This window comes from Kosakonia sp. SMBL-WEM22 (genome assembly GCF_014490785.1).
In the GTDB taxonomy this organism is placed as follows: domain Bacteria; phylum Pseudomonadota; class Gammaproteobacteria; order Enterobacterales; family Enterobacteriaceae; genus Kosakonia.
Genome location: NZ_CP051488.1, coordinates 660,027 through 674,253, shown reverse-complemented (window position 1 = coordinate 674,253; position 14,227 = coordinate 660,027). Strand labels below are relative to the sequence as shown.

Here is a 14,227-nt window from a genome sequence, read left to right as displayed (position 1 = left end):
TCCCTTTCAGCGCTTGCGCACACCCTTTCCCACCGACGAGATGTGACGATGATAACGATAAAACGTACGTTGTATAGCCTCTGCGCCCTGCTGGCAGCCACCGCCTCTGCGGCGCACGCCGATGATGATCCATCGGCACAAAATGGCGTTACTGTAGGCATCGGCGCACAGTCTGCGCCGCGTTACAGCGGTTCAGACAAGCAGCGCCTGCAATTCGTTCCGCTGATTCAGGCGCGCGATAACGCCCTCTTCATTGATTCGCAAAAGGGCATCGGCTACGACCTGCAAAGCGATAACGGTCTCTATCTCGAACATACGCTCGGTTACGGCCTCGGCCGCGACGAGCGCAACTCCTCCTGGCGCGACGGTGCGGATAACCTGAAAGGGATGGGGAAAATCGATGCCACGATGAATACGGCGTTTGCCGTCGGCTGGTCGATCACGCCGTGGCTCTCCGTTGAAGGCAAAACGACGCTGCCGCTGACCGACAGCCAGGGCGTGCAGTATCAAACCTCGGTGACGCTGCTGCCGGTGCAGAGCGCCAGCGATACCGTTGCACTCCAGTCCGCTGCCCTGTTTGGCGACAGCCGCTACATCAACACCTTTTATGGCGTCAGCGCGCGGCAGAGCCAGCGCAGCGGTTTTCGCCCCTATGATCGGGCGGGCGGTTTTTACGGCGTCAACAGCTCGCTCACCTGGAGCCATCAGTTCGACGAACACTGGGGAACGCTGCTGAGCGCGGGCTACACCTGGCTTGGCGATCGCGCGGGCGACAGCCCGATTGTCGCGCAACGCAATGAGGGAACCGGCACTCTTGCCGTGACCTGGACCTTCTGAACAGGGGGAAGATCGTGAACAAAGAGGATTATCAGCTGGTGGGGAAGATCTGGTTTGGCTGCTTACTGGTTTACCTCGGCGCCTATCTGACATATATCTCTTTGTAATGATTGCCACCAAAACAGCGATGAGATGAATAAAGACGCCCACACTAACGCCCTTTGCCTCGACACGCCCCGACTGGTCTGCACGCAAATCCAGGCGCAGGATCGCGATTTTTTTAGCTGCCTGATGGCCAGCAATGAGGTGCAGCATTACATCTCGGACGCGCGCGCGCCAGAGGAGATCGAGGAGGCTTTCACCGCCCGCTTGCCGCCCTGGCAGCCGGGGAGCGCGCACTGGCTCTGCCTGGTGGTGCGCGACAGAGCGAGCGGTGAAAGACTCGGCGTCACCGGCTATATCCACCGCGAAGCGGACTGCGCCGAAGTGGGGTTTCTCTTTGCCCCCGAGGCGCAGGGAAAAGGCTATGCGCGTGAGTCATTACAGGCGGTGTGCGATTTCGCCTTCCATCAGGGCGGCATCCGGCGGCTGACGGCGATGGTCACCGCCGGCAATCACCCCTCTCGCCGCCTGCTGGAGAAGGTGGGGTTTGTGCTGGAGGGCGAACTGCGCGAGAGCTACTGGCTGCATAACCGCTGGCACAATGACTGGCTGTTTGGCCTGCTGCGCCAGGATTATCTCCATCAATAAGGAGGGTGTTATGACGCTAAACATCACCACCCTTACCCCGGCAGTCGACGGTTTTCAGGCGCTAAAACAGGCGAGCGTAGCAGAAGGGTTTAATATGCTGCGCAGGCTTGAGGAAAACTGGATCAATCAGCACAACCGCTTTGATAAGCCGGGCGAAAAGCTGCTGGGCGCGTGGATTGACGGCCAACTGGTCGGCGTTTGCGGGTTGAATATTGACCCATTTGTGCAGGAAGATCGCGCAGGCCGGGTGCGCCACCTCTATGTTGCCGCAGCCTATCGCAGCCAGGCGGTGGGCAGCCTGCTTTTGAGGGAGATTGTCGCCCACGCCGCGCAGAGCTTTGACAATCTCTACACCCATGCACCGCAGGCGGCGTTCCGCTTTTACCAACGCGCAGGCTTTGTGCCAACGGAAGGGATTGAGCGGGTGACGCACTGCCTGCGGCTGGGGCAAAACTAGCCGGTAAGCGTGTCCTACCGGCTGCTGGCGTTACGCGCGCATCGGCTCGCCGCGCACCGGGCGGTCGCCCGCCACGAAGTAGTCGGCATTGCTGCGCGGCAGCGGCGTGCGGCCACGGATATTATCGGCAATCTTCTCGCCAATCATAATGGTGGTGGCGTTGAGGTTACCGGTGATGATCAGCGGCATAATCGAGGCATCGACCACGCGCAGCCCTTGCAGACCGTGCACGCGCCCTTCCCCGTCCACGACCGCCATCTCGTCGCTGCCCATTTTGCAGGTGCCGCACGGATGGTAGGCAGTTTCGCCATGGTTACGCACAAACTCATCCAGCTGTTCGTCGGTCTGGCACTCGATACCGGGGCTGATCTCACGTCCGCGATACTTATCCAGCGCCGGCTGGTTGATGATCTGGCGCGTAATGCGGATCGCATCGCGGAACTCGTGCCAGTCCTGCTCGTGGGCCATGTAGTTAAACTGAATGGCCGGGTGCATACGCGGATCGCGCGATTTGAGGCGCACAAAACCACGGCTCGGCGAGCGCATGGAGCCAACGTGGCACTGGAAGCCGTGGGCTTCAACCGCGTTGCTGCCGTTGTAGTTAATCGCCACCGGCAGGAAGTGGTACTGAATGTTCGGCCAGGCGAACTCTTCCCGGCTGCGGATAAAGCCGCCGCCTTCAAACTGGTTGCTGGCCCCGATGCCGGTGCCGTTAAACAACCACTCCGCGCCGATTTTCGGCTGGTTCCACCACTTCAGCGCCGGGTAGAGCGACACCGGCTCTTTGCACTCGTACTGCAAATACATTTCGAGGTGATCCTGCAGGTTTTCCCCGACGCCCGGCAGATTGTGTACTACGGGAATATCGAACTTCTTCAGCAAATCCGCCGCGCCGACGCCGGATCGTTGCAGTATCTGCGGCGAAGCAATGGCCCCCGCGCAGAGCAGCACTTCGCGGCGCGCATGCACCTGCTGCGGCGTGTTGCTGGCACCGTGCAGATACTCCACGCCCACCGCCCGCTTGCCGTCGAACAGAATGCGATCGGTGGTGGCATGGGTGATGATGGTCAGGTTGGAGCGCTTCTTCGCGGTATCGAGATAGCCACGCGCGGTGCTTGAGCGACGCCCGTTTGGCGTCACAAAGCGATCCATTGGGCCAAAGCCCTCTTGCTGATAGCCGTTGAGATCCTCGGTGCGCGGATAGCCCGCCTGCACGCCTGCTTCAATCATCGCGGCAAACAGCGGGTTGTTGCCCGGTTTGCAGGTGGTGATGCTGACCGGGCCTTCGCCGCCGTGGTAGTCGTTCGCGCCGATATCACGCGTTTCCGACTTGCGGTAGTAAGGCAAGCAGTCGAGATAGGTCCAGCGCTCCAGCCCCGGCTGTTGCGCCCAGTTATCAAGATCCATCGCGTTGCCGCGCACATAGCACATGCCGTTGATCAAGGACGACCCGCCCAGCCCCTTGCCGCGCCCGCACTCCATGCGGCGGTTGTTCATGTGCGGCTCGGGTTCGGTTTCATACGCCCAGTTGTAGCGTTTGCCCTGCAACGGGTACGCCAGCGCCGCAGGCATCTGCGTGCGAAAATCAAAACGGTAATCGGGACCGCCCGCCTCAAGCAGCAGCACGTTGACGTCGCTATCTTCGGTCAGTCTTGTTGCCAATACGTTCCCTGCGGATCCGGCTCCGATGATGATGTAATCAAATTCCATTAGTCGCTCCTCAGGTTAAAATTCACTCAAAATACAGACTGGAAACGGGTCATTTCGAGCTGCACAGACTTCACCTGGGTGTAGTTTTGCAGCGTCATCAGGCCGTTTTCACGCCCGACGCCGGAGTGCTTGTAGCCACCCACCGGCATTTCGGCGGCGGATTCGCCCCAGGTGTTGATCCAGCAGATCCCCGCTTCAATCTGATGAATAACGCGGTGCGCGCGGTTGAGATCCTGCGTCACTACACCAGCAGCCAGACCGAAATCAGTGGCATTGGCGCGGCGCACCACTTCCTCTTCGCTTTCATAGGTGAGGATCGCCATCACCGGCCCGAAGATCTCTTCGCGCACGATGGTCATCTCGTCGCGGCAGTCGGTAAAGACCGTTGGCGCAACCCAGGCACCGTTATCGAACTCGCCGCCAGTTAGACGCTTGCCGCCGCAGAGCAGGCGCGCGCCTTCACTGATGCCGGATTCGATATAGCGCATCACATTGTCGCGATGCGGGAAGCTGACCAGCGGCCCGAAATTGATGGCCGGATCGTTCGGATCGCCCGCTTTAATACGCGCCACGCGCTCGGCGATCTTCGCTTCAAAGTCGGCCTGCCATTTCGCCGGAATAAAGACGCGCGTGCCGTTGGTGCAGACCTGGCCGGAGCTGTAGAAGTTGGCCATCATCGCGATATCGGCAGCGAGATCGAGATCCGCATCGTCAAAGATGATCAGCGGCGATTTACCGCCCAGCTCCATGGTGACCTCTTTCAGGGTCGAACCGGCGGCGTTCGCCATCACTTTTTTACCGCTGGTCACGCCACCGGTGAAGGAGACTTTGTCGATGCCCGGATGCTCGGTCAGCAGCTGGCCGGTGACCGCGCCGCTGCCCGGCAGGACGTTAAAGACGCCGTCCGGCAGGCCCGCTTCGGTGTAGATTTCCGCCAGTTTCAGTGCGGTGAGCGGCGTCACTTCGCTCGGTTTGAAGATCATTGCGTTGCCCGCAGCCAGAGCCGGTGCGGATTTCCACAACGCGATCTGGATCGGGTAGTTCCATGCGCCGATACCGGCGACCACGCCAAGCGGCTCGCGGCGGGTGTAGACAAAGGAGGTGTCGCGCAGCGGGATCTGCTGCCCTTCCAGCGACGGGATCAGCCCGGCGTAGTACTCCAGCACATCGGCACCGGTGACGATATCAACCGCCTGGGTTTCGCTCAGCGGTTTCCCGGTGTCGAGGGTTTCCAGCGCGGCCAGCTCGTCATTGCGCTCGCGCAGGATATCCACCGCGCGACGCAGGATGCGTGAACGCTCCATCGCCGTCATCGCGGCCCAGATTTTCTGGCCTTTACGCGCGCTTTCTACCGCGCGATCGACATCGGCCTGCGCCGCTTCATGCACCTCGGCTAACACTTCGCCGTTGGCCGGGTTGATGGTCTGGAATGTTTTTCCAGCTGCGGCCGGAACGTATTGACCATCAATATAGAGCTGCTGTTCTGCGAATCGGGACATGATTCCTCCTTCCTCAGGGATTCTCTGCGCCAGCCAACTGCTGGCGGATGAATTGGGTGGTGAGCGTGCGGGCAACGTCCGGGTTGAACGGTTTGCCGCTCAGGGCTGCGCGCAGCCACAGGCCATCAATTAATGACGCCAGGCCGTGCGCCGCCAGCCGGGCCTGCTCGCGCGGCAATTCGCGGCGAAACTCCGCCGTCAGGCTGGAGAAGAGGCGTCGGCTGCTGACCCGCTCAAGGCGGCCGAGCTGCGGTTGATGCATGCTGCTAGCCCAGAAGTCGAGCCACGCTTTCATCGCCGCGCTATGCACCTGGGTTTCGTCGAAGTTACCGTCGACAATCGCCAGTAAACGCGCTTCGGTCCTGGCCTGGGCTAACGGTCTCAAGCGTACCGCCACCGCGTCGCGCAGCTGGCGCGTGATGTCGCGCATGGTGGCTTCCAGCAGGCCGTTTTTGTCCTTGAAGTAGTGGCTGATGATGCCGGTCGATACCCCGGCCCGGCGCGCAATCTGCGCGATGGTGGCGTCGTTGATCCCGACGTCGTTGATCGTATCCAGGGTCGCATCAATCAGTTGCCGACGGCGTATCGGCTGCATTCCCACCTTTGGCATGACTCCCTCTTCCACCGCAAAGTAAGGGCTCTATTTAATCTTTTTTTGATTGCACGTTCAATATAAAAAAAGAATTTGTTAAGGTAATGTACTTGCGCTGTTACAAAAACGAAGCGGCTGTGTGTAAGCTGTAGCAGGCTCAATCCGTAACAAAAATGAGGGAAAAACAACAAGAAAAGAGGCAGCACGTTGCAAGTAATCTTTTGATTTATTTACAGGAAATTAACCAGAGGTAACCGATGATTAATCCACCTGCCAGTGAAAAAGACAGAATCAATCCTGTGGTGTTCTACACCTCCGCCGGACTGATTCTGACATTTTCACTTGTCACCATTCTCTATAGCGATCTCGCCGCGGCGTGGATCCAGACCACCGTGAACTGGGTGTCGTCCACCTTTGGCTGGTACTACATGCTGGCCGCCACGCTCTATATCGTCTTTGTCATCTATATGGCCTGCTCCCGCTACGGGGCGATCAAGCTCGGGCCAGAGCAGTCCAAACCGGAGTTCAGCCTGTTAAGCTGGTCGGCAATGCTGTTTGCCGCCGGGATCGGCATCGATCTGATGTTCTTCTCCGTCGCTGAACCGGTGACGCAGTATATGCAGCCGCCGGAAGGCGCCGGGCAGACGATGGAGGCTGCGCGCCAGGCGATGGTCTGGACGCTGTTCCACTACGGCTTAACCGGCTGGTCGATGTACGCCCTGATGGGGATTGCCCTCGGCTACTTCAGCTACCGCTACAACCTGCCGCTGACCATCCGTTCGGCGCTCTACCCGATTTTTGGTAAACGCATTAATGGCCCGATTGGCCACACGGTGGATATTGCGGCGGTGATCGGCACCATTTTCGGTATCGCCACCACCCTCGGCATTGGCGTCGTGCAGCTCAACTACGGCCTGAAAGTGCTGTTTGATGTGCCGGAAGGGTTAACTGCACAGATGGCACTGATTGTGCTGTCGGTGATTATTGCCACCATTTCGGTCACCTCCGGCGTGGATAAAGGGATCCGTATTCTTTCAGAACTGAATGTCGCGCTGGCGCTCGGGCTGATCCTGTTTGTGCTGTTTATGGGCAAAACGGATTTCCTGCTCAACGCGCTGGTGCTGAATGTGGGCGATTACATCAACCGCTTTATGGGCATGACGCTGAATACCTTTGCCTTTGACCGCCCGACGCAGTGGATGAACAGCTGGACGCTCTTCTTCTGGGCCTGGTGGGTAGCGTGGTCGCCGTTTGTCGGCCTGTTCCTTGCACGTATCTCCCGCGGTCGTACCATCCGCGAGTTCGTGCTCGGTACGCTGATCATTCCGTTTACCTTTACCCTACTTTGGCTGTCGGTGTTTGGTAACGCCGCGCTGTATGAGATCATTCACGGCGATGCCGGTTTTGCCCAGGAAGTGATGGCGCATGCCGAACGTGGCTTCTACAGCCTGCTGGCGCAGTACCCGGCGTTTAAACTGAGCGCCTCGGTCGCCACCATTACCGGCCTGCTCTTTTATGTCACCTCGGCGGACTCCGGCTCGCTGGTGCTGGGTAACTTCACCTCGAAGCTGAAAGATATCAACAGCGATGCGCCGAACTGGCTGCGTATCTTCTGGTCGGTGGCGATTGGCGTGCTGACGATGGGGATGCTGATGACCAACGGCATCTCCGCCCTGCAAAACACCACGGTGATCATGGGTCTGCCGTTCAGCTTTGTGATCTTCTTTGTGATGGCGGGGCTTTATAAGTCGCTGAAGGTGGAAGATCACCGCCGCGCCAGCGCCAGCCGTGAAACCGCGCCCTATATTCCGGCGAGCAACGATCGCCTGAGCTGGAAAAAGCGTCTCTCGCGCCTGATGAACTACCCGGGTACGCGCTACACCCAGCAGATGATGGAGACGGTGATCTACCCGGCGATGCAGGATGTGGCGAAGGAGCTGGAGCTACGCGGCGGTCGCGTTACGCTGGAGAGTGTGCCTGCCGAGGATGATAAACCGCTCGGTCACCTCGATTTGCGCGTGCTTCTCGGCGATGAGCAGGACTTTGTTTACCAGGTCTGGCCGCAGCAGTACTCCGTTCCCGGCTTTACCTATCGCGCCCGCAGCGGTAAGTCGCACTACTTCCGCCTGGAGACCTTCCTGTTGGAGGGCAGCCAGGGGAATGACCTGATGGATTACAACAAAGAGCAGGTGATTATCGATATTCTCGATCAATATGAACGTCACCTTAACTTTATCCATCTGCACCGCGAAGCGCCCGGCGCAAATATTGTTTACCCACAGATGTAACGTCATAAGGCCACGCAAGTGGCCTTATTTTTTCAGGCTGATGAATTTGCGCTAAATGACGCGTTTTTTAGGAAAAGTCTGCAAATACGACTCAGCTTTTCAATTTCATGCGTTGCGCTTTGTTTCTCAAGATGTCGCTCTGTAAAATGCCCTCTTTCATGGAGTGGTGGCGGATTGACCTTACCAGGTTGAGGCAGGATATGGATATTTTTTTAAAAGCCTTTTATTACCTCTTTGTTGGCGTTGCGGCGGCAGCCATCTGTATTACCACTGTCAAAAATTTCATTGATAAAAAAACAGCTAAAAAGATTATGACAGATCCCTGCTACGTTGATGCAACGATAACTGAGATTATGCCGGGGACTCCAACCAGTTATGGGCTAGTCAATATCACGCTCGATTACTCATTTACAGCCATAAACGGCGAAACTTACACGAAAAAAAACGTCCTGACCGGCATTAAAACGATGGATCTGCCGAAATTTAACGTCGGTTTCACTATCCCTGTCGTATATCTTAAAAACGATCCGTCAAAAAACATGCTCAATATGAGGAATGCGATAGATGATTACACGCGTTCTGGATGGAAAAATAAATTCTGATGTTACTGAATAACGAGTTCCCAATAAAAAATAAGGAGTGAAATAGATAACTATGGAATTTCTCTCATACATAATGCCTAAACTTGCATGGATCATTCCTTTATGTATTTTGTTCTTCGTCGCATATGTTTTTATTAAAAACAGAGAATCAGATAAGCTCGACGATTATATAAAAGAGAATGGCGTTGACGTTGAGGCGGTCATGACAGTGATCAAGCCAGATGCGGCTCAAAACATAAACAATAAAATAGTTGCTGTCATTACAGTGCAGTATGAGTTTGAAGGGAAAAGCATAACCTCTAAGCGTGGTCTTAGTTTTTATATAACAGATAAAGATAAGTTTGAAGTTGGAAATAAAATCAGGATAAGAATAAACCCTGGCAAACCAGAGCAGTTCTATTATCCTGATTACAGGACGTACTAAATACGTTGCATCAAAAAACACGGTAACAACTGCTTTTTTACCGCAAGCAGTCTGTGATTTTGATGTCATGCCTTCTAACTCATCCCATTTTAAGAGTGGATATGATTGACATATTACTGAAAGCGTTAGTTTACATATCCGTTGGCGTTTTGGTGTTAGCCATCTGCATTACAACTGTGCAAAATTTTATTGATAAAAAAACAGCTAAAAAGATTATGACAGATCCCTGCTACGTTGATGCAACGATTACCGAGATAATGCCGGGCACACCAACCAGTTATGGGATCGTCAATATTACGGTCGATTATTCATTTACTGCCATAAACGGCGAAACTTACACGAAAAAAAATGTCCTGACCGGCATTAAAACGATGGATCTGCCAAAGTTCAACGTTGGTTTCACCATCCCTGTCGTTTACCTTAAAAACGATCCGTCAAAAAACATGCTTAATATGAGAAATGCGATAGAGGATTACCTGCGGTTTAGATGGAAAAAGAAATCCTGATGTTACTGGATAACTGGCTTTCAATCATAATAAAGACAGGAATATATAATTATGGAATTTCTCTCTTATATAATGCCTAAACTTGCCTGGGCCATCCCTGCTGGTTTGCTGTTTTTTGCTGGTTACATCGCTTATAAGATAACCGAATCCAACAAAACGGATGCGTATATTAAAGCTCATGGAATTAATATTGACGCCATTATTACTGAGATAAAGCCAGATGAGGTGCAGCACGTTAATAACGTTAAGATTTTTCTGAAAAAATTCTTTCTCAGCGAGTAATATAAAAGGCAAAACATTATGGAAGCGATATCTTATGTCATGCTGAAGTTAGCCTGGATGATACCTTTGATTGCTATGATTTTTGTTGTTTACGTAATCTTCAAAAATAAGCAGTCTGATAAAACCGATGCACTCATTAAAAAAAACGGCATTGATCTGGATGCCACAATGGTGGAAATCATTCCAGATAAATACCAAAGAATTAATAACAAGATAGTTGCGGTAATAAAAGTACGTTATAGGTTCGAGGGAAATGATATTATCTCTAAGCGCGGTCTTAATTACTATATAACGGATAAGGATAAGTTCGACGTTGGTAATAAAATCAGAATAAGAGTTAATCCTGGCAATCCGACGCAATTTTATTATTCTGATTACAGGACCTATTAAATAACCATACGGAACTGTATCATGACTGCCTGGCTAGCGCCAAATGCCATAAATCTGGTAGTGGTATCTTTATTCTGGCTAATGATATTAGGTTTCATATGCTTAATATAACAGAAAAAGCAATCATTCCTCTTACCACTGGCAATTTTTAGCAGCACAATACACTGCCTTATGATAAATTTTTTGCTAAAAAAACAGCCATATTTTGTCGAAATTAATATCAATATGAACGATTCGTGTTAGAATATTTTTTATTATCTTTTATGGGTTCAGTATGGATAGCTTTCTTAAAACGATACATATCACTCTTATTACCATAGTGGCATTTGCCATCGCTCACTCATTAATAAGAGGTGTATTCGAGCGTTTTACCAAAAAGAAAATCCTTAGCAACCCTTGCTATATTGACGCAACCATACTGCAGGTAAAATCGAAATTGTCACCGAACAGCGAGTATGCCTATATTCATGTTGACTATTCATTCATTGCAGAAAACGGCAAGGAATATAAAAAAAAGAGTGCGCAAATAAATATCAAAGCTAGCGAACTTCAAAACTACCTTCAGGGGGCGCCCATTCCTGTAGTTTATTTAAAAAGCAACCCCGATAAAAATATGCTTGATATCCGTGACGCAGCACCCGGTTATAAAAAACAATAGTCACTCTATTTCTGGAGTATTTATGGCCCTTATTTCCTGGATTATGCTAAAGTTGTCATGGCTTATCCCGCTGGCAGGCCTGAGCTTTGCAGGCTACGTCGCCTTCCTTACCCATAAAAGTAATAAAAGAGATGCTAACATTAAAGAGAATGGTGTAGATGTTGAGGCCACTATCATGGAGGTTGTTCCTGATAAATATCAAAGGGTCAATAATAAAATTGTTAGTGTCGTTACGGTGAAATATATCTGTTCAGGGCAAACCATTACCTCGAAAAGAGGCATCAGAGTTTATGTCACTGATAAAGATAAAATCCAAATGGGGGAACTATTGAGAATAAGAGTAAACCCTGACAGGCCTGCTGATTTTTACTACCTCGATCATGAAAACTGTTAAAGACATAACGCGCAGCGCATAACGGGCTACATTTTTCTAAAATGTATAAGTGAACAAACATTTACTTATTATTGGCGTTCAGTTTTGTATGCCAGGCGCTGTTGAAAACGAATCGGCTAAAAAGCGTAGAGTGCCGAATTAGAAAAGTCTATAATATTCAGGCTAATACAGCCATACACAGTAACATCTTAATCACGGAGAAACAGCACTATCATGATGGAATTTTTATCGACCGTCGGACCAAAGTTTGGCTGGGTTATTACCGGTGGTGTGGTACTTCTTTTCATTTATGTCGGCATAACTAACTGGCGGAGCCAGACTAAAGATGCACAAACGAAAGAAAACGGCACAGACCTTAAGGCAAATATTGTTGATTTAAAGTTTGATGAGCATCAAGGCCTTAATAATCATCTTACGGCAGCCGTGACGGTGAAATATATTTTCAGAGGAGAGGAAGTTCTCGCCAAACGTGGTATTGCTTTCCCGTTTATTGAAAAGGAGCAGTTTTTTCCCGGTGCTGTAGTCAATATCCGTGTCGACAATAAGACGGGGAAGCACTTCTATTTCAGCGATTACAAAACCTATTGACTCTGTGGTGTTGCGGGGCAACTGCCCTCCTGTTTGCTACGCAATTTCACCAGCACCTGATGCAGCTGCCCAACAGAGAGATCGCGCACTACAGGCTCTGGCTCGCCGCGCAGCCAGCGAAAAAAGTAGCTGATGCCGAGAAGTTCAAACCCTTCACCTGTGAAGAGATACTCGTTCTCCTTTAACGAGAAAAGCGAGCGGAAATCCTCCTCATCCGTTTCAAAACTGACAGCAAAAAAGGTTTCTGCATCGTTCAACAGATCCACGCCGTCCATCCCTGCAAGATGCAGATCCCTCTCCAGCAGCGTGTTTTCATCGATCGCTTTGCGTTTACATCCCGAACATTCGCGGACAAAAGCGATGACCTCTTCTAAGCTCGGGCTCACTGTCACTCTCCTCTCGTTAATGTTTATCAGCCCGGCCTGGCGGAGCCGGGCGTAAAGATTATTAACCTTCGAAGCCGTAATACTGCACCGGATAGCGCTGGCCGTTGATCTCCAGATCGCGCCAGGGTTTGCTGACGGTTTTAGGCATACTTTCGCGCAACGCTTTTTCGGCGTTTTGCGACAGCGTGACGCTGCCCGCCTGACGCCACTCATTGCCCTGGCGGGTATAGACCGAAATCCCAATGTCGTTGCGGTTATAAAGCAGCACTTCCGGCGTACCGTCGTTATTGAGATCCTGCATCCAGATCAGGCAGGCGCTGCTATCGACCATACAGGTACTCAGCGTGTGATCAACATACTGCGTTTGCGCCTGCCACCAGCTCTCCGGCGGCGCTTCGCTGCCTTCGCGCAGCGGTATGCTTTGCTGTAACTCTTTGATGCCTTTCTTCGCGCCTTCGTTATAGCCGCCGAGGATTTGCATCAGCATCGCTTGCTGCTGCACCGGATCTTTGAGCCACTGCGGATGCGCCTTCAGCATCTGTAACGCTTCTTTGCCGCGGCGCCCGGCGTTGCTGAACATGTAAAGATCCTCTCCGTCGGCTTTTGCTTTGCCCTCGGCGTAACGCGCCAGCTGAGTGTTAACAGCGATACGCAGCGGATCAACAACCGCCGTATGCAGCAAAAACCAGCCGCAGGCGGTAAGTGCCAGCATCAGGACGATAAAGCTGTTCATGTTAGCCGCGCCCTGCGACCAGGCCCGGCGCTGATAGCGGACCAGCAGCAACGACCCGATCAAAGCCAGAAGCGTAAGAGCCACACCGTAAACGCGATCCATCGTCCAGCCATATTCGGCAATGCGCAACCACAGCGCCCAGCCCGCCAGCGCGGCGAGCAGCGGCGTGATCCACTGCGCCACCAGCACCAGACGCGCAATCACCCGCGACCAGCGTGACGCAGCTGGCGCTTTTTCGCCAACCATCGCACTGAATGCCAGCACTAGCAGCGTCATGGTCAGCAGCAGTGTTGCGGCGGAGACAGAGGCCGGGATAATCGCCAGCCCGGTAAAGGGCAGGCAGGCCAGAAACAGCAGAGAGATAACCGCGTGCAGCGGCAGCAGCACGCTGACCGCGAGCGTCAGCAGGTTACGGAACAGCCCGGCGGCACCCGGCAGGCGTCGGCAAAAGACAATCGCGGCAGTGATGGCAGCTCCCGTCGCCATCGCCGGGAAAAAAGGGTTATCAAAAAAGAGGTGCTCAAACAGCGTGATGCCAATCATGCTGAAGAGTTTGCTCCACAGCAGCAGCACCAGCCAGAACAGCCCGGTCATCACTGCGGTCACGCCCAGAGTGAAGGCGTTGTTCCATAGCGCGCCGGTGATAAAGGCATGTTTATCCGCTTTCTGCGCGGATGGAGCGCAGAAAGCCGCCAGGAACGGCATCACCAGAGTAAGCAGAAATGTCGATGCCCCGAAGTTTGTGCCGTGAAAATCATCGTTCGGCAGTCCGGGAAAGTTCCAGCGCAGCCAGCCGGTCATCAGCGCGATAAACGGCAGCGTCAGCAGCGCGCAGATCCACGGCTTAGCATCGTTTACCCTGTACAGGGTGAAGGCGAGCACGCTGGCAAAGGCAATGGCAAGCGGCGACAGATAAAACGCGAAGTCGTGATCCTTGATGAGCCCGCCGGACAACGCACATAGTAAGCCGGCGAGCATGCCAATGGCGATAATCACCCACCTGGTTTTTGCCGGAAAATCCTCTCTTTGTAACATCGCTACTCCTTTGCTGTTTGGCTGTGTGAAACGTAGTTATACGCTTCTTTTTTCGTCAAAAACCACTACAGGTTTTTGCTGACTCTTTTCTTGCTCTGCTTTGTACGGCGCACGATCAGGCATTCTCCATGCCCGGCAAAGGAGCGCAATCACTTG

Annotated in this window: 17 protein-coding genes; 12 read left to right on the top strand and 5 right to left on the bottom strand. The window is 53.0% G+C overall.

Translation table 11 applies throughout. The features are described from left to right. Positions 1 to 48: 48 nt before the first annotated feature. The 3 genes from HF650_RS03320 to HF650_RS03310 all read left to right on the top strand — a co-directional run bounded on the left by HF650_RS03320 (position 49) and on the right by HF650_RS03310 (position 1,984). On the top strand, positions 49 to 837 hold the full coding sequence (locus tag HF650_RS03320) for a MipA/OmpV family protein (RefSeq protein WP_187801166.1): 789 nt from the start codon (positions 49 to 51) through the stop codon (positions 835 to 837). A 132-nt stretch (positions 838 to 969) separates the two neighbouring features. After that, positions 970 to 1,527 (top strand): GNAT family protein, encoded by a 558-nt coding sequence (locus HF650_RS03315; RefSeq protein WP_187801165.1) that lies wholly within the window; start codon positions 970 to 972, stop codon positions 1,525 to 1,527. 10 nt (positions 1,528 to 1,537) lie between these two features. Further along, a complete protein-coding gene (locus HF650_RS03310; protein ID WP_187801164.1) occupies positions 1,538 to 1,984 on the top strand; it encodes a GNAT family N-acetyltransferase in 447 nt (148 codons plus the stop codon). A 30-nt stretch (positions 1,985 to 2,014) separates the two neighbouring features. Here the strand turns inward: HF650_RS03310 and betA are convergent, their stop codons facing one another. The 3 genes from betA to betI are packed head-to-tail and all read right to left on the bottom strand — an operon-like array spanning position 2,015 to position 5,803. Beyond that, positions 2,015 to 3,694, bottom strand: coding sequence for a choline dehydrogenase (gene betA, locus HF650_RS03305; RefSeq protein ID WP_187801163.1), 1,680 nt, complete (start codon positions 3,692 to 3,694; stop codon positions 2,015 to 2,017). A 26-nt stretch (positions 3,695 to 3,720) separates the two neighbouring features. Beyond that, a complete protein-coding gene (gene betB, locus HF650_RS03300) occupies positions 3,721 to 5,193 on the bottom strand; it encodes a betaine-aldehyde dehydrogenase (protein ID WP_187801162.1) in 1,473 nt (490 codons plus the stop codon). Positions 5,194 to 5,206: 13 nt separating this feature from the next. Continuing rightward, on the bottom strand, positions 5,207 to 5,803 hold the full coding sequence (betI, locus tag HF650_RS03295; RefSeq protein ID WP_187801161.1) for a transcriptional regulator BetI: 597 nt from the start codon (positions 5,801 to 5,803) through the stop codon (positions 5,207 to 5,209). A 239-nt stretch (positions 5,804 to 6,042) separates the two neighbouring features. Between betI and HF650_RS03290 the strand changes: the two genes are divergently transcribed. The 9 genes from HF650_RS03290 to HF650_RS03250 all read left to right on the top strand — a co-directional run bounded on the left by HF650_RS03290 (position 6,043) and on the right by HF650_RS03250 (position 11,917). Continuing rightward, positions 6,043 to 8,073, top strand: coding sequence for a choline transporter (locus tag HF650_RS03290; protein WP_187801160.1), 2,031 nt, complete (start codon positions 6,043 to 6,045; stop codon positions 8,071 to 8,073). Between the two features lie 200 nt (positions 8,074 to 8,273). Then, entirely contained in the window at positions 8,274 to 8,675 is a 402-nt protein-coding gene (locus HF650_RS03285) for a hypothetical protein (RefSeq protein ID WP_187801159.1), read from the top strand. A gap of 52 nt (positions 8,676 to 8,727) precedes the next feature. Further along, the gene (locus HF650_RS03280) at positions 8,728 to 9,099 is read left to right on the top strand and encodes a hypothetical protein (RefSeq protein WP_187801158.1); all 372 of its coding nucleotides are present in this window, start codon (positions 8,728 to 8,730) and stop codon (positions 9,097 to 9,099) included. Between the two features lie 101 nt (positions 9,100 to 9,200). Continuing rightward, positions 9,201 to 9,605, top strand: a complete 405-nt coding sequence (locus tag HF650_RS03275; RefSeq protein ID WP_187801157.1) for a hypothetical protein — start codon at positions 9,201 to 9,203, stop codon at positions 9,603 to 9,605. 51 nt (positions 9,606 to 9,656) lie between these two features. Beyond that, positions 9,657 to 9,887: a hypothetical protein gene (locus HF650_RS03270; RefSeq protein ID WP_187801156.1), complete on the top strand. Its 231-nt coding sequence runs from the start codon at positions 9,657 to 9,659 to the stop codon at positions 9,885 to 9,887. A gap of 18 nt (positions 9,888 to 9,905) precedes the next feature. Further along, positions 9,906 to 10,277, top strand: a complete 372-nt coding sequence (locus HF650_RS03265; protein ID WP_187801155.1) for a hypothetical protein — start codon at positions 9,906 to 9,908, stop codon at positions 10,275 to 10,277. Positions 10,278 to 10,551: 274 nt separating this feature from the next. Then, positions 10,552 to 10,935, top strand: a complete 384-nt coding sequence (locus HF650_RS03260; RefSeq protein WP_187801154.1) for a DUF3592 domain-containing protein — start codon at positions 10,552 to 10,554, stop codon at positions 10,933 to 10,935. A 22-nt stretch (positions 10,936 to 10,957) separates the two neighbouring features. Next, positions 10,958 to 11,329 carry a hypothetical protein gene (locus HF650_RS03255; protein ID WP_187801153.1) on the top strand — a complete coding sequence of 124 codons (372 nt, stop codon included), beginning with the start codon at positions 10,958 to 10,960 and terminating at the stop codon, positions 11,327 to 11,329. A 213-nt stretch (positions 11,330 to 11,542) separates the two neighbouring features. After that, on the top strand, positions 11,543 to 11,917 hold the full coding sequence (locus tag HF650_RS03250) for a hypothetical protein (protein WP_187801152.1): 375 nt from the start codon (positions 11,543 to 11,545) through the stop codon (positions 11,915 to 11,917). Here the strand turns inward: HF650_RS03250 and HF650_RS03245 are convergent. Together HF650_RS03245 and HF650_RS03240 are read right to left on the bottom strand one after the other, a co-directional pair. After that, positions 11,911 to 12,303, bottom strand: a complete 393-nt coding sequence (locus HF650_RS03245) for a hypothetical protein (RefSeq protein WP_187801151.1) — start codon at positions 12,301 to 12,303, stop codon at positions 11,911 to 11,913. The two genes, HF650_RS03250 and HF650_RS03245, sit on opposite strands and share 7 nt — an antisense overlap. A gap of 61 nt (positions 12,304 to 12,364) precedes the next feature. Next, positions 12,365 to 14,071 carry a DUF4153 domain-containing protein gene (locus tag HF650_RS03240; RefSeq protein ID WP_187801150.1) on the bottom strand — a complete coding sequence of 569 codons (1,707 nt, stop codon included), beginning with the start codon at positions 14,069 to 14,071 and terminating at the stop codon, positions 12,365 to 12,367. Positions 14,072 to 14,227: the final 156 nt, after the last annotated feature.